Origin of the sequence: Klebsiella sp. JB_Kp042, from assembly GCF_040065275.1 — a bacterium.
Taxonomy (GTDB): domain Bacteria; phylum Pseudomonadota; class Gammaproteobacteria; order Enterobacterales; family Enterobacteriaceae; genus Klebsiella; species Klebsiella quasipneumoniae.
In genome coordinates, this window is sequence record NZ_JBEAJL010000115.1 from 68,224 (window position 1) to 86,791 (window position 18,568).

17 protein-coding genes are annotated in these 18,568 nt (G+C 61.4%); 12 read left to right on the forward strand and 5 right to left on the reverse strand.

The genetic code is table 11. The annotated features are described in order from the left end of the window. Positions 1 to 152 precede the first annotated feature (152 nt). Positions 153 to 1,682 (forward strand): NADH-quinone oxidoreductase subunit M, encoded by a 1,530-nt coding sequence (gene nuoM / locus ABLV54_RS24370; RefSeq protein ID WP_048297929.1) that lies wholly within the window; start codon positions 153 to 155, stop codon positions 1,680 to 1,682. A 6-nt stretch (positions 1,683 to 1,688) separates the two neighbouring features. Then, positions 1,689 to 3,146: an NADH-quinone oxidoreductase subunit NuoN gene (nuoN, locus tag ABLV54_RS24375; protein WP_248861005.1), complete on the forward strand. Its 1,458-nt coding sequence runs from the start codon at positions 1,689 to 1,691 to the stop codon at positions 3,144 to 3,146. A 57-nt stretch (positions 3,147 to 3,203) separates the two neighbouring features. Here the strand turns inward: nuoN and rnz are convergent, their stop codons facing one another. Then, the gene (gene rnz / locus ABLV54_RS24380) at positions 3,204 to 4,124 is read right to left on the reverse strand and encodes a ribonuclease Z (protein ID WP_101881359.1); all 921 of its coding nucleotides are present in this window, start codon (positions 4,122 to 4,124) and stop codon (positions 3,204 to 3,206) included. A 57-nt stretch (positions 4,125 to 4,181) separates the two neighbouring features. On the opposite strand from rnz, the gene ABLV54_RS24385 reads away from it, so the two are divergent. The 7 genes from ABLV54_RS24385 (at position 4,182) to menE (ending at position 11,771) form a co-directional block, all read left to right on the forward strand. Beyond that, positions 4,182 to 4,643 (forward strand): GNAT family N-acetyltransferase, encoded by a 462-nt coding sequence (locus tag ABLV54_RS24385; RefSeq protein ID WP_032428946.1) that lies wholly within the window; start codon positions 4,182 to 4,184, stop codon positions 4,641 to 4,643. 135 nt (positions 4,644 to 4,778) lie between these two features. Further along, on the forward strand, positions 4,779 to 6,068 hold the full coding sequence (gene menF / locus ABLV54_RS24390; RefSeq protein ID WP_064155537.1) for an isochorismate synthase MenF: 1,290 nt from the start codon (positions 4,779 to 4,781) through the stop codon (positions 6,066 to 6,068). An 82-nt stretch (positions 6,069 to 6,150) separates the two neighbouring features. Beyond that, positions 6,151 to 7,821 (forward strand): 2-succinyl-5-enolpyruvyl-6-hydroxy-3-cyclohexene-1-carboxylic-acid synthase, encoded by a 1,671-nt coding sequence (gene menD, locus ABLV54_RS24395; protein ID WP_064155536.1) that lies wholly within the window; start codon positions 6,151 to 6,153, stop codon positions 7,819 to 7,821. Further along, a complete protein-coding gene (gene menH, locus ABLV54_RS24400) occupies positions 7,818 to 8,576 on the forward strand; it encodes a 2-succinyl-6-hydroxy-2,4-cyclohexadiene-1-carboxylate synthase (protein WP_032453571.1) in 759 nt (252 codons plus the stop codon). The genes menD and menH overlap by 4 nt, the downstream gene beginning before the upstream one ends. A gap of 14 nt (positions 8,577 to 8,590) precedes the next feature. Continuing rightward, positions 8,591 to 9,448 carry a 1,4-dihydroxy-2-naphthoyl-CoA synthase gene (menB, locus tag ABLV54_RS24405; protein WP_004201730.1) on the forward strand — a complete coding sequence of 286 codons (858 nt, stop codon included), beginning with the start codon at positions 8,591 to 8,593 and terminating at the stop codon, positions 9,446 to 9,448. Next, complete coding sequence (menC, locus tag ABLV54_RS24410) at positions 9,448 to 10,413, forward strand: o-succinylbenzoate synthase (RefSeq protein ID WP_072422096.1); 966 nt, start codon at positions 9,448 to 9,450, stop codon at positions 10,411 to 10,413. Before menB ends, menC begins: the two co-directional genes overlap by 1 nt. Further along, positions 10,410 to 11,771: an o-succinylbenzoate--CoA ligase gene (menE, locus tag ABLV54_RS24415; RefSeq protein WP_050533215.1), complete on the forward strand. Its 1,362-nt coding sequence runs from the start codon at positions 10,410 to 10,412 to the stop codon at positions 11,769 to 11,771. Before menC ends, menE begins: the two co-directional genes overlap by 4 nt. On the opposite strand, the gene ABLV54_RS24420 is transcribed toward menE, so the two are convergent. The 3 genes from ABLV54_RS24420 to ABLV54_RS24430 are packed head-to-tail and all read right to left on the reverse strand — an operon-like array spanning position 11,768 to position 14,724. Further along, entirely contained in the window at positions 11,768 to 13,285 is a 1,518-nt protein-coding gene (locus tag ABLV54_RS24420) for a tripartite tricarboxylate transporter permease (RefSeq protein WP_023290502.1), read from the reverse strand. The genes menE and ABLV54_RS24420 overlap by 4 nt on opposite strands. 11 nt (positions 13,286 to 13,296) lie before the next feature. Continuing rightward, positions 13,297 to 13,728: a tripartite tricarboxylate transporter TctB family protein gene (locus ABLV54_RS24425; RefSeq protein WP_023290501.1), complete on the reverse strand. Its 432-nt coding sequence runs from the start codon at positions 13,726 to 13,728 to the stop codon at positions 13,297 to 13,299. Between the two features lie 15 nt (positions 13,729 to 13,743). After that, the gene (locus ABLV54_RS24430) at positions 13,744 to 14,724 is read right to left on the reverse strand and encodes a tripartite tricarboxylate transporter substrate binding protein (RefSeq protein WP_048297924.1); all 981 of its coding nucleotides are present in this window, start codon (positions 14,722 to 14,724) and stop codon (positions 13,744 to 13,746) included. 133 nt (positions 14,725 to 14,857) lie between these two features. Between ABLV54_RS24430 and tctD the strand changes: the two genes are divergently transcribed. Both tctD and ABLV54_RS24440 read left to right on the forward strand, forming a co-directional pair. Next, positions 14,858 to 15,535, forward strand: a complete 678-nt coding sequence (tctD, locus tag ABLV54_RS24435) for a transcriptional regulator TctD (RefSeq protein WP_032453566.1) — start codon at positions 14,858 to 14,860, stop codon at positions 15,533 to 15,535. Next, positions 15,522 to 16,928, forward strand: coding sequence for a sensor histidine kinase (locus ABLV54_RS24440; RefSeq protein ID WP_123822831.1), 1,407 nt, complete (start codon positions 15,522 to 15,524; stop codon positions 16,926 to 16,928). Before tctD ends, ABLV54_RS24440 begins: the two co-directional genes overlap by 14 nt. Here the strand turns inward: ABLV54_RS24440 and nudI are convergent. Beyond that, a complete protein-coding gene (gene nudI / locus ABLV54_RS24445) occupies positions 16,920 to 17,345 on the reverse strand; it encodes a nucleoside triphosphatase NudI (RefSeq protein ID WP_123822832.1) in 426 nt (141 codons plus the stop codon). The genes ABLV54_RS24440 and nudI overlap by 9 nt on opposite strands. Before the next feature lie 138 nt (positions 17,346 to 17,483). Here nudI and ABLV54_RS24450 point away from each other — a divergent pair, with 138 nt between their 5' ends. Beyond that, entirely contained in the window at positions 17,484 to 18,401 is a 918-nt protein-coding gene (locus ABLV54_RS24450) for an Rpn family recombination-promoting nuclease/putative transposase (RefSeq protein ID WP_348814244.1), read from the forward strand. Positions 18,402 to 18,568 lie beyond the last annotated feature (167 nt).

Here is an 18,568-nt window from a genome sequence, read left to right on the forward strand (position 1 = left end):
AGGACAGGCATTATCGGCGAAGTCAACGTGGACGCCGCCTGCGCGGAGCAACCGGAGCGTATTAAAGTACGTGAGGATTGTGAGCACAGCCGGAGTTCGCTATGACGAGTAAGATAGCCTGAACCGGACTTAAATAAGGAATAAAAATCACCATGTTATTGCCTTGGTTGATATTAATCCCCTTTATCGGCGGCTTCCTGTGCTGGCAGACCGAACGCTTTGGCGTGAAAGTGCCGCGCTGGATCGCGCTGATTACTATGGGACTGACGCTGGCGCTTGGCCTGCAGCTGTGGATGCAGGGCGGCTATTCTCTGACGCAATCCGCGGGTATTCCGCAGTGGCAGTCTGAGTTCGTGCTGCCGTGGATCCCACGCTTCGGCATTAGCATTCATCTGGCGATCGACGGCCTGTCGCTGCTGATGGTGGTGCTGACCGGCCTGCTCGGCGTGCTGGCGGTGCTCTGTTCCTGGCGCGAAATCGAAAAATACCAGGGATTCTTCCACCTCAACCTGATGTGGATCCTGGGCGGCGTCATCGGCGTGTTCCTCGCCATCGACATGTTCCTGTTCTTCTTCTTCTGGGAAATGATGTTGGTGCCGATGTACTTCCTGATCGCGCTGTGGGGCCACAAAGCCTCTGACGGTAAAACGCGTATCACGGCGGCCACCAAGTTCTTCATCTACACCCAGGCGAGTGGCCTGGTGATGCTGATCGCCATTCTGGCGCTGGCATTCGTCCACTTCAACGCCACCGGCGTGTGGACTTTCAACTATGAAGAGCTGTTGAAAACCCCGATGTCCCACGGCGTGGAATACCTGCTGATGCTCGGCTTCTTCATCGCCTTCGCGGTGAAAATGCCGGTGGTGCCACTGCACGGCTGGCTGCCGGACGCCCACTCCCAGGCGCCGACCGCCGGTTCCGTCGACCTCGCGGGGATCCTGCTGAAAACCGCGGCCTACGGTCTGCTGCGCTTTGCGCTGCCGCTGTTCCCGAACGCCTCCGCCGAGTTTGCGCCCATCGCGATGTGGCTGGGCGTGATCGGGATCTTCTACGGCGCGTGGATGGCCTTTGCGCAGACGGATATCAAACGTCTTATCGCCTACACCTCCGTGTCCCACATGGGCTTCGTGCTGATTGCTATCTACACCGGCAGCCAGCTGGCGTATCAGGGGGCGGTGATCCAGATGATTGCTCACGGTCTCTCCGCGGCGGGTCTGTTTATTCTCTGCGGCCAGCTGTACGAACGTCTGCATACCCGTGACATGCGTCAGATGGGCGGTCTGTGGAGCAAAATCAAATGGCTGCCGGCGATGTCGATGTTCTTCGCCGTCGCCACCCTGGGGATGCCGGGCACGGGTAACTTCGTCGGCGAATTTATGATCCTGTTCGGCAGCTATAAAGTGGTGCCGGTGATCACCGTGATCTCGACCTTTGGTCTGGTATTCGCGTCCGTTTACTCGCTGTCGATGCTGCATCGCGCTTATTTCGGTAAAGCGAAAAGCGAAATCGCGGCGAAAGCGCTGCCGGGGATGTCCCTGCGTGAACTGTCTATCATCCTGCTGCTGGTGGTGCTGCTGGTGCTGTTGGGCTTCTTCCCGCAGCCGATCCTCGACACCTCGCATGCTGCGATGAGCAACATTCAGCAGTGGTTTGTTAATTCTGTTTCTACTACAAGGCCGTAATTCGCCATGACAATAACTCCACAACAACTGATCGCACTGCTACCGCTGCTGATCGTCGGCTTGACGGTGGTGGTTGTGATGCTCTCCATTGCGTGGCGACGCAATCATTTTCTCAATGCCACGCTGTCGGTTCTCGGACTTAACGCCGCGCTGGTCTCGCTCTGGTTCGTCGGCCAGAATGGGGCGATGGACGTCACGCCGCTGATCCGCGTTGACGGCTACGCTATGCTCTATACCGGGCTGGTGCTGCTGGCGAGCCTCGCGACCTGTACTTTCGCCTACCCGTGGCTTGAGGGTTACAAGGACAACAAAGAAGAGTTCTACCTGCTGGTGTTGATTGCCGCCCTGGGCGGCATTCTGCTGGCCGGTGCGAATCATCTGGCGGCGCTGTTCCTCGGCATCGAGTTGATCTCCTTGCCGCTGTTCGGCCTGGTCGGCTACGCCTTCCGCCAGAAGCGTTCGCTGGAAGCGAGCATCAAATACACCATCCTCTCCGCGGCAGCCTCCTCTTTCCTGCTGTTCGGTATGGCGCTGGTGTATGCGAACTCCGGCAACCTGTCCTTCCTTGCGCTGGGCAAGAGCCTGGCGGACAACACCCTTCACGAGCCGCTGCTGCTGGCAGGGCTCGGCCTGATGATCGTCGGTCTTGGCTTTAAGCTGTCGCTGGTGCCGTTACACCTGTGGACGCCGGACGTTTACCAGGGGGCGCCTGCGCCGGTCTCCACCTTCCTGGCGACCGCCAGCAAGATTGCTATCTTCGGCGTGGTGATGCGTCTGTTCCTGTACATGCCGGTGGGCAACAGCGAAGCGGTGCGCGTGGTGCTGGGGCTGATCGCCTTCGCCTCTATCATCTTCGGTAACCTGATGGCGCTGAGCCAGACCAATATCAAACGTCTGCTCGGTTACTCTTCTATCTCCCACCTCGGCTATCTGCTGGTGGCGCTGATCGCCCTGCAAAGCGGCGAAATGTCGATGGAAGCCGTTGGCGTCTACCTGGCCGGCTACCTGTTCAGCAGCCTCGGCGCGTTCGGCGTGGTCAGCCTGATGTCCAGCCCATACCGTGGCCCGGACGCGGACTCGCTGTTCTCCTACCGCGGTCTGTTCTGGCACCGTCCGATCCTGTCGGCGGTGATGACGGTGATGATGCTCTCCCTGGCCGGTATCCCAATGACGCTCGGCTTTATCGGTAAGTTCTACGTGCTGGCCGTCGGTGTTCACGCCCATCTGTGGTGGCTGGTTGCCGCGGTGGTTGTCGGCTCGGCGATCGGTCTCTACTACTACCTGCGCGTGGCGGTGAGTTTGTACCTGAGCGCGCCGGAGCAGCTGAACCGTGATGCGCCGTCGAACTGGCAGTACAGCGCGGGCGGTATCGTGGTGCTGATCTCTGCCCTGCTGGTGCTGGTGCTCGGTATCTGGCCGCAGCCGCTGATTAGCATCGTGCAGCTGGCGACGCCGCTGATGTAAGTTGATTGCCTCAATAAAAAAACCGCCGGAATGGCGGTTTTTTTTATGCCCGGAATGTTACGCCACCCTGTAGACCATAAAGTCTTCCGCCAGCAGGGTGTCCGGGAAAATCTCCCGGCATTCCGCCAGCATCCGCAGGCAGCCTTCGGCATTGTAGCGAGAGCTAAAGTGGGTGGCGATTAGCGTGCCGACCCCCGCTTCTTTGGCAAGCGCTGCGGTCTGCTGACTGGAAGAGTGGCCGCGGCTATTGGCTTTCTCCGCCATCGCCTGCTCCAGCGTGGTTTCGTGCACCATCACATCCGCCCCGCGCGCCATTTCCAGCGCCTGCGGGCAGGGGGCGGTATCGCCGAAGATGGCCAGCGTTTTACCCGGCGTAGCGGGCCCCAGGTAGCGGCTGCCGTCGATCGTCCGGCCATCCGCCAGCGTGACCTGTTCACCGCGCTTAAGCCGGTGAAACAGCGGTCCGGGGGGCACGCCGTCGGCAATCAGCTGGGCGGCGTCGAGGGCGCCGGGCTTGTCATGCTGCTCAATGCGATACCCGTAGCACTCCACCGGATGGCTGAGCGGGAACGCGGTGACCCGATAGCCCTCTTCGTCGAACACCAGACCGGGGCCGACTTCGACGATGGTCAGGGGATAATCGGTCCACGAACCGCTGAGGCGCAGCGCGGTGTCAATGAATTCTTTTATTCCTTTTGGTCCGTAGACCGTCAGCGGCAGCGAATTCCCCTGCATCGAGCGGCTGCACAGCAGGCCGGGCAGGCCGAACAGATGGTCGCCGTGCAGATGGGTAATAAAGATCTTATTCAGTTTGCCTGGATGATGGGGCGTATGCAGAAATTGATGCTGGGTCCCTTCGCCGCAGTCAAACAACCACATTTCGGCGCGGGTTGGCTGTTGCAAATTGAGTATTATCGACGTCATATTACGCGTGCGGGTCGGCACCCCGGCGGATGTCCCCAAAAAAGTTAATTCCATCGTCCAGTGTCCTCAGGGCGAGTCGCAAAGTATCAGTATATCAATAAGGAGCAGCAGATGATGACCTGGCAGGATCTCCATCATAGTGAACTTACCGTTCCCCAGCTGTATGCGCTGCTGAAGCTGCGCAGCGAAGTCTTTGTCGTGGAGCAGCAGTGCGCCTATCAGGATGTCGACGGCGATGATTTGGTCGGGGAAAATCGCCATCTGCTCGGCTGGCGCGATGGCGAACTGGTGGCCTATGCGCGGATCCTTAAAAGCGAAGAGACGTACGATCCGGTGGTGATTGGCCGGGTTATCGTCAGCCCCGCCGCGCGCGGCGAAAAGCTCGGCCATCAGCTGATGGCGCAGGCGCTGGCCAGCTGTCAGCGGCACTGGCCGCAAAAGGCGATTTACCTCGGGGCGCAGGCGCATCTGCAAGCCTTTTACGCCCACTTCGGTTTTACGCCAGTGACTGAGGTCTATGATGAGGATGGCATTCCGCACATCGGCATGGCGCGGGAAAGCCGCGCTCTCTGACCCCTGAACACTCGCGTCCCAACCTTGTTCCGGGCCGGCGAGCGGGGGAGTTAAAACCCGCTCCCTCGTCATGGGTACTGCTATTCCGCCGTTGAACCCCTTATAATGTGGGGTTTTACTACCGTGGAGGTTTGCGTGCTGTCTGTTTCCACTGCGCTGGCCCGTTTACGTGACGGCCTGAGTGAGCCCTTTCCTGACTCACCCGGCACGCGAATTATCGATATTGCCTTTCCGCTGAATGATGCCTTCGATCCGCTGCTATGGTGCGGCCAGCAGCCGCAGTGGCCGCAGTTCTACTGGCAGCAGCGCAATGGCGACGAGGAGCTGGCGGCGCTGGGGGCGGTAAAAAGCTTTCCCTCGCTCGACGCCGCAAACCGCTTTTTACACCAGGCCGGGCGGCAGGATCTGCGCATCTGCGGCCTGAATGCGTTTGCCCCGCAGCAGGGCCGGCTGGTGCTGCCGCGTCTGGAGTGGCGTCGGTGCGGCGGCAGGGCCGTGATGCGGCTGGTGCTGCACAGCGACCTCTCCCTGCGCGACGATGCCGTGACGGCGCGTGATTTTCTCGCCAGTCTGACCACCGCCCAGGCGACACCTGGCGGCGTGCCGCCGCTGCTGAGCGAGCGCCACTCCTCCGATTATCCCCAGTGGCAGGCAATGATAGACCAGGCGACGCAGGCCATCGCCGCCGGCGACATGGATAAAGTGGTGCTGGCGCGGGCAACCGACCTGCAGTTTGCCGCCCCGCTGGATGCCGTGAGCATCATGGCCGCCAGCCGCAGCCGCAATCTTAACTGTTTTCATTTCCTGATGGCGTTCAATGCCCGGCAGGCGTTTTTCGGCTCCACGCCGGAGCGGCTGTGGCGCCGGCGCGGCGCGCTGCTGCGCACCGAAGCGCTGGCGGGCACCGTCGCTAATCATCAGGATGACGCGAAGGCGCAGCAGCTGGCCGACTGGTTGATGAAAGACGACAAAAATCAGCGGGAAAACATGCTGGTGGTGGAGGATATCTGCCAGCGCCTGCAGAGTGAGGCCTCGACGCTGGACGTTCTGCCGCCGCAGGTGGTGAGGCTGCGCAAGGTGCAGCATCTCCGACGCTGCATCTGGACCGAGCTGGCGGAGCCTGACGACAGCCGCTGTCTGCTGCAGCTCCAGCCCACCGCCGCGGTGGCCGGCCTGCCGCGGCAGGCGGCGCTGGCATTCATTCAGCGCCATGAACCTTTTTCCCGTGAATGGTACGCCGGCTCCGCCGGGTATCTGTCGCTGGCGCAAAGCGAGTTTTGCGTGGCGCTGCGTTCGGCGAAAGTGGACAACGACACTCTGCGACTGTATGCCGGGGCGGGGATCGTCAGCGGCTCCGATGCGCAGGAGGAGTGGCAGGAGATTGACAACAAAGCGGCCGGGCTGCGCTCGCTGCTGTGTCCATAAGACGGGAATGACGATGCATATCAAAACGCCGTCACTTTGCCTTATCTATACTTAGCATCAATATTTGATACCGGACAATTTCATGTCAGTAAGCGCATTTAACCGACGCTGGGCGGCGGTGATCCTGGAAGCTTTAACGCGCCACGGCGTGCAGCATATCTGCATTGCGCCGGGCTCGCGCTCGACACCCTTAACCCTGGCGGCGGCGGAAAACCGCGCCTTTATCCATCATACCCATTTTGACGAACGCGGCCTTGGCCACCTGGCGCTCGGTCTGGCGAAAGCCAGTCGCCAGCCGGTGGCGGTTATTGTGACCTCCGGGACCGCCACCGCGAACCTATATCCGGCGCTGATTGAGGCGGGGCTTACCGGGGAAAAGCTGATTCTCCTGACTGCTGACCGTCCGCCGGAGCTGATCGACTGCGGCGCCAATCAGGCGATTCGTCAGCCGGGGATGTTCGCCTCCCATCCGTCGCAGACGATTTCTCTGCCGCGTCCCTCGCAGGATATTTCCGCCCGCTGGCTGGTCTCGACCCTCGACCAGGCCTTGGGCGAGCTGCACGCCGGCGGGGTGCATATCAACTGCCCGTTCGCCGAACCGCTGTATGGCGATATGGATGATACCGGCGTGGAGTGGCAGCAGCAGCTCGGCAACTGGTGGCAGAGCGATAAACCCTGGTTACGTCAGGCGCTGCAGATGGAAAGTGAGAAACAGCGCGACTGGTTCTTCTGGCGGCAAAAGCGCGGCGTGGTCGTGGGGGGCAGAATGAGCGCCGCCGAAGGGAAAAAAGTGGCCGAGTGGGCGCAAACCCTCGGCTGGCCGCTGATCGGCGATATCCTGTCACAGACCGGGCAGCCGCTGCCGTGCGCTGACCTGTGGCTGGGCAACGGCAAAGCGGTGAGCGAGCTGGCGCAGGCGCAGATCGTGGTTCAGCTCGGCAGCAGCCTGACCGGCAAGCGGGTCCTGCAGTGGCAGGCCACCTGCGAGCCTGATGAATACTGGCTGGTGGATAATCTGCCCGGCCGTCTCGATCCGGCGCAGCACCGCGGCCGTCGTCTGCTCGCCAGCATTGACCGCTGGCTTGAGCTTCACCCGGCGGAGAAACGCCAGCCGTGGGCGACGGCTATTCCTGAACTGGCCCGACAGGCGTGGGAGGCGGCGGTCGCCAGCAACGAACCCTTTGGCGAAGCGCAGCTGGCGCAGCGAATTCGGCGCTATCTGCCGGAACAGGGGCAATTGTTTGTCGGCAACAGCCTGGTGGTGCGCCTGATCGACGCCCTGGCGCAGCTGCCGGCTGGCTACCCGGTTTACAGCAACCGCGGCGCCAGCGGCATTGATGGCTTGATCGCCACCGCCGCCGGCGTCCAGCGCGCCAGCGCCCGGCCAACCCTGGCTATCGTCGGCGATCTTTCGGCGCTGTACGATCTCAACTCGCTGGCCCTGCTGCGCCAGGCGTCGGCGCCGTTGGTGCTGATCGTGGTGAACAACAACGGCGGGCAGATTTTCTCCATGCTGCCGACGCCGCAGGACGAGCGGCGCCAGTTCTACTTAATGCCGCAGGACGTTGATTTCAGCCACGCGGCGGCGATGTTCGGCCTGGTCTATCATCGCCCGGCTGACTGGCAGGCGCTGGATGAGGCGCTGGCCGGCGCCTGGCGCAGGGCAGGGGCGACGGTGATTGAGCTGGCGGTCAATGAGACCGACGGCACGCAGACCCTCCAGCAGCTGCTGGCGCAGGTAAGTCGCCTGTGACCCTCAGCGCTGCAGTCGAACATGGCCAGCCGGGTTATCCCTGGCTGGTCTTTCTGCACGGTTTTTCCGGCGACCGCCATGAGTGGCGGGAAGTAGGCGACGCGTTTCGCGCCTGGCCGCGGCTGTATCTCGATCTGCCGGGCCACGGCGGCTCGGCGGATATCGCGGTGCAGGACTTTGCCGGGGTCAATATTCTGCTGCAGGCTACGCTTAATAGTTACAACATACTTAACTACTGGCTGATCGGTTACTCGCTGGGGGGCCGGGTGGCGATGAACTTCGCCTGCCAGCCGCGCGCGGGCCTGCGCGGCCTGATCGTTGAGGGCGGCCATCCGGGGCTGCAGGATGCCGAAGCGCGGCAGGCGCGGCGCAGCAACGACAGCGCCTGGGCGGAACGTTTTCGCCATGAGCCGTTGGCGCAGGTCTTTGCCGACTGGTATCAGCAGCCGGTCTTCGCTTCACTGGATGCCGGGCAGCGCGCGGCGCTGGTCGCCTTACGCAGCCGGAACAACGGCGCGACGCTGGCCGAGATGCTGCAGGCGACCTCCCTTGCCGGGCAGGCCGATCTGCGCGCGTCCCTGCAGGCGCGCGATTTCCCCTTTCATTACCTGTGCGGCGAGCGCGACGCGAAGTTTCGTGCCATCGCGCAGGCGCTCGCGGCGGATCTCCATCTTATTCACCATGCCGGACACAACGCGCACCGGGACAACCCGGCGGCGGTGATTGCCTGTCTGGCGCAGATTCTGGCAAGTTAACTGAAGGACATTCTATGATCTCTCTTGATGAAGCAATGCTCTATGCCCCTGTTGAATGGCACGATTGTTCCGAAGGCTATACCGATATTCGCTATCACAAATCGGCCGACGGCATTGCCAAAATCACAATCAATCGCCCGCAGGTGCGCAACGCCTTCCGCCCGCTGACCGTCAAAGAGATGATCCAGGCGCTGGCGGATGCTCGTTATGACGACAATATCGGGGTGATTGTCCTGACCGGGGAAGGTGAGAAAGCCTTTTGCGCCGGCGGCGATCAGAAAGTCCGCGGCGATTACGGCGGCTATCAGGACGACTCCGGCGTGCATCATCTCAACGTACTCGACTTTCAGCGCCAGATCCGCACCTGCCCGAAACCGGTGGTGGCGATGGTGGCCGGCTACTCTATCGGCGGCGGCCACGTGCTGCACATGATGTGCGATCTGACCATCGCGGCGGAAAACGCCATCTTCGGTCAGACCGGGCCGAAAGTCGGCTCCTTCGACGGCGGCTGGGGCGCCTCCTATATGGCGCGCATCGTCGGGCAGAAAAAAGCGCGCGAAATCTGGTTCCTCTGCCGTCAGTATGACGCGCAGCAGGCGCTGGACATGGGGCTGGTGAACACCGTGGTGCCGCTGGCGGATCTGGAAAAAGAGACGGTGCGCTGGTGTCGTGAAATGCTGCAGAACAGCCCAATGGCGCTGCGCTGCCTGAAAGCGGCGCTGAACGCCGACTGCGACGGCCAGGCCGGTCTGCAGGAGCTGGCGGGCAACGCCACCATGCTGTTCTACATGACGGAAGAGGGACAGGAAGGCCGCAATGCCTTCAACCAGAAACGTCAGCCGGACTTCAGCAAATTTAAACGGAATCCCTAATGCGCGTTTCGCAGGTTTACCGCTGGCAGATACCGATGGACGCGGGCGTGGTGCTGCGAGAACGGCGGTTAAAAACCCGCGACGGGCTGTTCATCCACCTGCGGGAGGGTGAGCGGGAGGGCTGGGGGGAAATTTCTCCCCTGCCGGGATTCAGCGCAGAGACCCTGGCGGAGGCGCAGGCGGCGCTACTGCTCTGGGCTCAGGCCTGGCGCGACGGCGCGGAGCCGGCGCTTCCTGCGCTGCCCTCTGTCGCCTTTGGCATCAGCTGCGCGCAGGCGGAGCTCAGCGGCGAGCTGCCGCAGGCCGCGGATTATCGCGCGGCGCCGCTCTGCTCAGGCGATCCGGATGAGCTGTTCGCCAGACTGGCGGCGATGCCCGGCGAGAAAGTCGCTAAGGTGAAAGTGGGGCTCTGGGAGGCGGTCCGCGACGGCATGGTGGTTAATCTGCTGCTGGAAGCCATCCCCGACCTGCAGTTGCGTCTGGATGCCAACCGGGCCTGGACGCCGCTGAAAGCGCAGCAGTTTGCGAAATATGTCGATCCGGCGTATCGCCAGCGCATTGCCTTTCTTGAGGAACCTTGTAAAACGCGGGAGGACTCGCGGGCCTTTAGTCGCGAAACCGGGATCGCTATCGCCTGGGATGAAAGCCTGCGCGAGGCGGATTTTCGCTTCGTCGCCGAGCCGGGCGTGCGCGCGGTGGTGATCAAGCCGACGCTAACCGGCAGTTTACACCGGGTTCAGCAGCAGGTCGCCGCGGCCCATGCGCTGGGGCTGAGCGCGGTGATCAGCTCGTCGATCGAGTCCAGCCTCGGGTTAACCCAGCTGGCGCGGGTTGCCGCCTGGCTGACGCCGCAGACCATCCCCGGACTGGACACCCTGTCGCTGATGGGCGCCCAGCTGGTGCGGGCGTGGCCGGAAAGCACCCTGCCGATGCTCAGCATCGATACGCTGGAGCCGCTGCTGTGACCTTTCGCGACTGGCCCTGGCGGCACTGGCGCCAGCGGCGCGGAGAGGCGCAGGCGCTGCGCCTGAATGACCAGCCGCTGACCTGGCGCGACCTGTGCGCCCGCGTTGACGCGCTGGCGGCCGGGTTTGCCGCGCAGGGCGTAACCGAAGGTCACGGGGTGGCGCTGCAGGCTTTTAACCAGCCGTCGACGCTGCTGGCCTGGCTGGCGCTGCTGCAGTGCGGCGCGCGGGTGCTGCCGCTGAATCCGCAGCTGCCGACGGCGTTGCTGCAGGAACTGCTGCCAGCGTTGACCGTCCAGCATCAGCTGGTGCTTAACGGCGATGCGCTGCCGGGGGATTTACCGGCGTTAACCCTGCAGGCGACAGCGGGAACCCATGCTGTGCCGTGGCGTGAGGATCGTTTCGCCTCAATGACGCTGACCTCGGGGTCGACCGGTTTACCGAAGGCGGCGGTGCATCATGCCAGCGCCCATCTGGCCAGCGCCGCCGGCGTGCTGGCGCTGATGCCGTTTGCCGCAGAAGATGACTGGCTGCTGTCGCTGCCGCTGTTTCATGTCTCCGGCCAGGGGATTATGTGGCGCTGGCTGCTGGCCGGCGCGCGGCTGACGGTGCGCGATAAACAACCGCTGGCGCAGATGCTGCAGGGCTGTACCCATGCTTCGCTGGTGCCGACTCAGCTGTGGCGCCTGCTGAATGACGATGCTGCGCTTTCCCTCAAGGCGGTGCTGCTCGGCGGCGCGGCGATCCCGGTCGAATTGACCGAGCGGGCGCGGGGGCAGGGGGTACGCACCTACTGCGGCTACGGCCTGACCGAATTCGCTTCCACCGTCTGCGCTAAAGAGGCCGACGGCGCGGCGGATGTGGGCGCGCCGTTGCCGGGGCGGGAGATGAAAATCGTTGCCGGCGAGGTCTGGCTGCGGGCGGCGAGCATGGCCGCGGGCTACTGGCGCGACGGTCAATTGTTGCCATTGACCAACGACGAAGGGTGGTTTGCCACCCGCGATCGCGGCGAGATCATCGATGGACGGCTTACTCTCCTCGGGCGCCTGGATAATCTCTTTTTCAGCGGTGGGGAAGGGATCCAGCCGGAGGAGGTGGAACGGATCATCGGGGCGCATCCGCAGATACAGCAGGCGTTTGTCGTGCCGCTGGACGATGCGGAATATGGCCAGCGTCCGGTAGCGGTGGTGGAATGCGATGACGGCTGCGAAATGAGCGTGCTGGCGGCATGGAGCGCGGAACGGCTGGCGCGTTTCCAGCAGCCGGTGCGTTGGCTGCGGCTGCCGGAAACGTTAAAGAACGGTGGGATTAAGATCTCGCGCCGGGCGCTGCGCGAATGGGTCAATTCGCCGGCTTAGCCGATATTGGCTTCGGCGCGACGCTGGCGCTGTTTACGCCGTAGACGCAGCAGCGGCGGCACCACCAGCACGGCGATAGCCAGCACCAGCAGCGTTTTGGTCACCCCGCTTTGCCACAGGATCGCCAGATTGCCGTTGCTGATCGACAGCGCGCGACGCAGGTTCTGCTCCAGCATCTCCCCCAGCACGAAGCCAAGGATCAGCGGCGACATCGGGAAGTGCATTTTGCGCATGATGTAGCCGAGCACCCCGAGCCCCACCATCAGCAGCAGGTCAAAAGTGGTGCTGTGTACCGCGTAGACGCCGACGGCGGAGACCGCGGCGATGGCCGGGACCAGAAACCACAGCGGAATGGTCAGCATACGGGTGAACAGGCCGATCAGCGGAATGTTCATGATAAGCAGCATCACGTTGGCGATCAGCAGGGCGGCAATCAGCCCCCAGACGATATCCGGCTGCTCGGTGAACATTGCCGGGCCGGGGGTGATGTTATACAGCGTCAGCGCGCCCATCATCACCGCGGTGGTGCCGGACCCCGGCACGCCGAGCGTCAGCATGGGAATAAAGGAACCGCAGGCGGAGGCGTTATTGGCCGCTTCCGGCGCCGCCACGCCGCGAATATCGCCCTTGCCGAAGTTATCGCTGTTACCGCTGAGTTTTTTCTCCGTCATGTAGGTAATGGCGCTGGCGATGGTCGCCCCGGCGCCGGGCAGAATGCCGACGAAGAAACCCACCACCGAAGAGCGCAGGGTCGCGCCGACGCACTGCGCGGCCTCTTTGGTGTTAAACAGCATCCGTCCGGTTTTCCGCACCAGCGTTTGTCCGCCGCTGGTGCTCTCCAGCATCAACAGGATCTCTGAAACCGAGAACAGGCCGATCACCACCACAATAAACTGTACGCCGTCCGAGAGATGGACGCTGTCGAAGGTGAAGCGGTAAACCCCGGTATTGGCGTCCACCCCTACCGTCGCCAGACCCAGGCCGATTAACGCCGCGAGGAACGACTTCAGCGGGTTCTGCGCCATCATGCTGCCAAGACAGGCGATGGCGAAGACCATCAGCGCGAAGTACTCCGCCGGACCGAACGCCAGCGACCACTGGGCGAGCAGCGGCGCGAACAAAATAATACCGCCGATGGCGATCATTGAGCCAAAGAAGGAACTGACGGCGGAAATCGACAACGCAACGCCGCCGCGACCCTGCTGGGCCATCGGATAACCGTCGAGGGCGGTCATAATGGCGGCGGCATCGCCGGGCACGTTCAACAGAATTGATGAAATACGCCCGCCGTATTCGCAACCGATATAGACCGTCGCCAGCAGGATCAGCGCCGATTCCGCGGGTAAATGCAGGGCGAAAGCCAGCGGCAGCAGAATCGCCACGCCGTTGATAGGCCCCAGCCCCGGCAGGAGGCCGACGATAGTCCCGACAAAGCAGCCGATCAGGGCGATCAGCAGGTTCTCCGGCGTCATGGCGACGGCGAAGCCCTGCGAGAGATAGATCCAGGTATCCATAAACGCCTCCGTTAATTAAACCAGATGCCAAGGGGCAGGGTGACATCGAGCAGGGTGTCGAAGGCGTACCATAACGACACGCCCATCGCGACGCCGGCAATGCCCGCCGCCGGCAGCGTCGCGCCGAACAGCAGACCAATGATCGCCGTCAGCAGCGCGGTGGCCAGTGGAAAACCGAGCCATTCAAACCCCCAGGCGTAGACCACCAGCACCACGACCATGGTCAGCAGACGCTGCAGCACATGCCGTCCCGGCCACTCGACGGCGTCCGGGCGACGCAGCAACATTAACGCCGAGCACAGCAGCATCAGGCCAATGATCCCGAGCGGGAAGGGACGCGGGCCGACGGGTTCATAGGCGTATTCGCTGTGGATCTGCCAGGCGATAAACAGACCGCCAATACATAACAACAGCCACACTCCGGCAAAAATACGATCGCTCATTAGCGCCTCCGCGGATTATTTTGCCAGGCCAAAGGCTTTCGCCTGTTCGCGATAGTCGCTGACCTGCTGCTTAACGTAGGTATCGAGCTCCTTGCCGTTCATGTTGAATTCAAACAGGCCGCGCAGTTCACGTTGCTTTTTGAACGCTTCGGTTTGCTGCAGTTTAGTGAATTCATCGACCCACCACTGGTACTCGGCGTCGCTGACTTTCGGGCCCATAAAGAAGCCGCGAATAATCGGCCAGACCAGGTCGTAGCCCTGTTCTTTAGCGGTGGGGACATCGGCGAGCGCGCCCGGCAGTCGTTCACTGGAGAAGACCGCCAGCACGCGGATTTTATTGCCCTGCAGATAGGGCACCATCTCGCTGAGATCGCCGGAGACCGCCTGCACATGGTTACCGAGCAGCGCGGTCACCGGCTCGCCGCCGCCTTCAAAGGCGACATAGCGCATTTTATGCGGGTCGACGTTGGCTTTTTGCGCCAGCAGCGCCGCTTTCATCCAGTCCTGGCTGCCGATGGAGGCCCCGGCGCCAATCACGATACTGGAGGGATTTTTCTCCATCGCGGTCATAAACGACTTCAGATCTTTCCATGGCGAATCGGCGCGCACGGCGATCATGCCGTAGTCGGTGCCGACGCTCGCCAGCCAGCGCACGTCATCGACGCTGTAACGGCCGAATTTACCCTGCGACAGGTTCAGCAGCGAGCCGCCGGAGAAGGCGACGACGGTCCCCGGCTCTGCCGGGCGCTGGGCGACAATGGCGTTGTAGGCTACCGCGCCCACGCCGCCGGGCATATAGGTGACGCGCATCGGTTTCTCGATAGCGCCGGTTTCCATCAGGCTCACCTGAATCAGCTTACAGGTCAGGTCAAAGCCGCCGCCGGGTTTAGCGGGCGCGATACATTCGGTGCGGGACGGGGCCTCTGCGGCGAAGGCGGATGTGGTGCAAAGGCACAGCGCGATGGCGCTCAGATGGCGGAAAAATGGCGTTTTCATAGGCTTCCTCAGCAGGTACAGGGCAGGTTTTTTTGATTATGTGAACCGACATATGGCGATTCGGTTGCATGATTGTTAAAACAGTTACCTTTCATTTCCCTTTCAATGCAGCAGCAACGTTACAGGATGTGATATGCGTCTCTTATTAGCCGAGGATAATCGTGAGCTGGCTCACTGGCTGGAAAAAGCGCTGGTGCAGGGCGGTTTTGCCGTAGATTGCGTCGCTGACGGGCGTGCGGCCGACCATCTGCTGCAAAGCGAGCAATATGCGCTGGCGGTGCTGGATATCGGTATGCCGGGGTTCGATGGCCTTGAAGTGGTGCAGCGGCTGCGCAAGCGCGGGCAGACCCTGCCGGTGCTGTTGCTGACCGCCCGCAGCGCGGTAGCGGACCGGGTGAAGGGCTTAAATGCCGGCGCGGATGACTATTTACCCAAGCCCTTTGAGCTGGAAGAGCTCGACGCCCGCCTGCGGGCGCTGCTCCGGCGCAGCGAAGGGCAGGTGCATGAGGTGCAGCAGCTTGGCGAGCTGGCGTATTGTGACGAAGGCTATTTTTTACTCCGCGGCCAGATGTTGTCTCTGACGCCGCGCGAGCTGGCGCTATTGAAGGTGCTGATGTTTCGCCGCACTCGCCCGGTTTCCCGTCAGCAGCTGTTCGAACAGGTGTTCAGCCTCAGCGATGACGTCAGTCCGGAAAGCATCGAACTCTACATTCACCGTCTGCGCAAGAAACTTCAGGCGAGCAATGTGCGTATAACCACCCTGCGCGGTTTAGGCTATCTGCTTGAGTGCGAGCGCCATGAGATGGAGTAAGCCGCAATCGCTCTATGCCCAACTGTTGCTGTTTCTCGGCCTGCCGCTGGTCCTGCTGTGGGGACTCTCCGCGTTTAACAGCTACGTCAGCGCGCTGCAGGCGGCGACGCAAGCCTACGATCGTACCCTGCTGTCGTCGGCGCGGACGGTGGCCGAGCAGCTGGTGGTTCGCGGAGGGCAACTGGAGGTGAATGTGCCCTGGGTGGTGCTGGACAGCTTCGAGCTCAATATGAACGATCGTCTCTATTACAAGGTGCTCGACCCGCAGGGGAAGGTCATTTCCGGCTATGACGATCTGCCCGCGATGCCGCCCTCCACCTCGCGAACTCAGCTCTATCCGGCGCTGGCGTGGTTTTATCATACCGAATATCGCGGTCAGGCAATCCGCGTGGCGCGCCTGCTGCAGCCCATCAACGAAGGCGGCATCGTTGGCATGGCGGAGATATATATTGCCGAAACGCTGCAGTCCCGCCGCTGGCTGGCCGGACAATTACTCTTCTCATCCTGGGTGTCGCAGGGGTTACTGGTCCTGTTGACGCTGGTGCTGGCAGCCTGGCTGCTGCGTCGCGTGCTGCGGCCCATGCGTCAGCTCTCCGCGCTGATGGTGCGCCGTGAACCCGGTCTGCTGACGCCGCTGCCGGAGCTGCTGCCCTGGTCGGAAACGCGGCTGCTGATTGTCGCGTTCAACCGCTATATCGACCGCCTGCGGGTGATGATCTCCCGCCAGGAGCGCTTCAGCGCCGATGCGTCCCATCAGCTGAAAACACCGCTGGCGGTGCTGAAAACGCAGGCTTCGGTAGCCCTGGCCAGCGACGATCCGCAACTGTGGCGCGAAAGTCTGCAGGCGATGAGCGCCACGCTGGACGATACGGTCTTGTTAACGGAGCGGTTGCTGCAGCTGGCGACGGTAAAACAGCGGGAGCAGGCGTTTGCGGTGATTAACTTGCCGGAGATTGTGCGCAACAGCTGCTTTTCACGTATCGCGCAAGCGCGGAGCAAACATATCGATCTTGGCTACGAGGGCGAGCAGTCGGCGGTATATGTGGCAGGCGATAGCGTTCTGCTGGGGGAGCTGTGCGCTAACCTGCTCGACAATGCCATTCGCTATACCCCGGAATATGGAACGGTCACGCTTAGCCTGCATCGCGACGGCGACGCCGTGTTGCTCAGCGTGGAAGACAGCGGTCCGGGAATTGACGACCACCAGGTACACCAGGCGCTGATGCCGTTTCGCCGCCTCGATAACGCGGGCGCGATTCCCGGCGCCGGGCTGGGCCTGGCGCTGGTTAACGATATCGCACGTTTGCATCGTAGCCACCTGCAGCTTTCGCGCAGCGAAAGCCTGGGCGGACTGAAGGCGACGCTGCGCCTGCTGACCGTGGCGTCAGAGTAGCCCCTTCATGCTCAGGGTGAGGCGGGTGGCGGCATTGAGATCGTAGTTTTTAAGCTCATCCGCTTTCACCCAGGCGTAATCGTCAAACTCCTCGTTGATCGTTACGTCGCGATTGGCGCTAACGCAGTCGAAGATCAGATAGATCATATAGATCGTTTCCTGGCGCCCGTCGGGATAGGTTTTCACGCGGGTATCGTCGCGGAAGCTCCATGGCGTGATACGGGTCAACTGCAGTTTTTCGCCAAGCTCCTCGCGGATTTCGCGTCGCAGCGCCTCTTCAATACTTTCCCCCGGCTCCACGCCGCCGCCGGACAAGGCCCATTGTCCGGGAAAAACCCCGCGGTCGGCAGCCATCTTGCACAACAGGTAATGGCCATCATTTTGGATTAGCGGGCAAACAATCGTCCTTTGACGCATGATTTTTCTCCTTCGCAGTAAGTCGGGCCGGGTATCGAGGAAACAGTTTGCGAGGCGCCTCGGCAAACCGCAAGGGAAATACGGCGCTGGCTTTACAGAGTGATAAGTTAAGCGAAAATTATCGTATGGAGAGCCACCATGGAAAGGACCACCCATTCCCCACATGACGCCGTGTTTAAACACCTCCTGTCGCATCGGGCGACGGCGCGGGATTTTCTGGACATTCACCTTCCTGAACATTTGCGAGAATTATGCAATCTGCAAACGCTGCAGTTGGAGTCCGGAAGTTTTATCGATGAAGACCTGCGCGCCAGCCATTCCGATATTCTTTACTCGCTGCAAACCCAGGCGGGGGACGGATATATCTATCTGCTTATCGAACATCAAAGCTCTGCGGACCGTCATATGGCATTTAGCCTGATGCGTTATGCGATAGCAGCGATGCAGCGCCATCTGGATAAAGGACATACGCAACTGCCATTGGTGATCCCGCTGCTTTTTTATCATGGGCAAGTCTCGCCCTGGCCGTATCCCATGTGCTGGCTGGAAGGATTTGCTCATCCGCAAACCGCGCGGCAAGTATACAATCAGGATTTTCACTTAATCGATATCACGGTGCTTCCTGACGATACAATAATGCAGCACCGACGGGTCGCGATGCTTGAGTTGCTGCAAAAGCATATCCGGCAACGCGATATGATGGAACTGCAGGAGCAACTAGCCAGCCTGTTGGCGCTGGGATACACTAGCCGCAGACAGCTCAGGACGCTGCTTCACTATTTTTTACAGGCAGGAAATGCCGCCGATCCGGTCGCCTTTTTACGTAATCTTGCGCAAAATGTCCCCAGACGGCTGCATAAGGAGACGCTAATGAACATTGCCCAGTTTCTGGAACAACGCGGCCATCAGCAGGGCCTGCAGCAAGGTCTTGAACAGGGAGAACAATTGGCTGCGCAACGTATTGCCAAGGCGATGCTGGAAAACGGGCTTGATCTGGCGCTGGTGGCGAAGCTGACGGGGCTTGCGCCGGAGCGCCTGGCCCTGCTCGCCCATTAATTTTTCTGCTTCCTTCAAACAGCCTGCGCAATGGCGATTGCGCAGGTAAATATAGATTTATTCAATCAATACAACCTAATTAAATATAATTCTACTGAATATGAATGCGGTGAAATTTACATTCTTTCGCAAATGCGCGGCGGTATTGCTGTAAAAAGACGCAACTG

Excerpts from the sequence above, each read along its gene's own strand:
- nuoM (WP_048297929.1), top strand. The coding sequence starts at position 153 with ATGTTATTGCCTTGGTTGATATTAATCCCCTTTATCGGCGGCTTCCTG.
- nuoN (WP_248861005.1), top strand. The coding sequence starts at position 1,689 with ATGACAATAACTCCACAACAACTGATCGCACTGCTACCGCTGCTGATC.
- rnz (WP_101881359.1), bottom strand. The coding sequence starts at position 4,124 with ATGGAATTAACTTTTTTGGGGACATCCGCCGGGGTGCCGACCCGCACG.
- ABLV54_RS24385 (WP_032428946.1), top strand. The coding sequence starts at position 4,182 with ATGATGACCTGGCAGGATCTCCATCATAGTGAACTTACCGTTCCCCAG.
- menD (WP_064155536.1), top strand. The coding sequence starts at position 6,151 with ATGTCAGTAAGCGCATTTAACCGACGCTGGGCGGCGGTGATCCTGGAA.
- menB (WP_004201730.1), top strand. The coding sequence starts at position 8,591 with ATGATCTCTCTTGATGAAGCAATGCTCTATGCCCCTGTTGAATGGCAC.
- menC (WP_072422096.1), top strand. The coding sequence starts at position 9,448 with ATGCGCGTTTCGCAGGTTTACCGCTGGCAGATACCGATGGACGCGGGC.
- ABLV54_RS24420 (WP_023290502.1), bottom strand. The coding sequence starts at position 13,285 with ATGGATACCTGGATCTATCTCTCGCAGGGCTTCGCCGTCGCCATGACG.
- ABLV54_RS24425 (WP_023290501.1), bottom strand. The coding sequence starts at position 13,728 with ATGAGCGATCGTATTTTTGCCGGAGTGTGGCTGTTGTTATGTATTGGC.
- ABLV54_RS24430 (WP_048297924.1), bottom strand. The coding sequence starts at position 14,724 with ATGAAAACGCCATTTTTCCGCCATCTGAGCGCCATCGCGCTGTGCCTT.
- tctD (WP_032453566.1), top strand. The coding sequence starts at position 14,858 with ATGCGTCTCTTATTAGCCGAGGATAATCGTGAGCTGGCTCACTGGCTG.
- ABLV54_RS24440 (WP_123822831.1), top strand. The coding sequence starts at position 15,522 with ATGAGATGGAGTAAGCCGCAATCGCTCTATGCCCAACTGTTGCTGTTT.
- nudI (WP_123822832.1), bottom strand. The coding sequence starts at position 17,345 with ATGCGTCAAAGGACGATTGTTTGCCCGCTAATCCAAAATGATGGCCAT.
- ABLV54_RS24450 (WP_348814244.1), top strand. The coding sequence starts at position 17,484 with ATGGAAAGGACCACCCATTCCCCACATGACGCCGTGTTTAAACACCTC.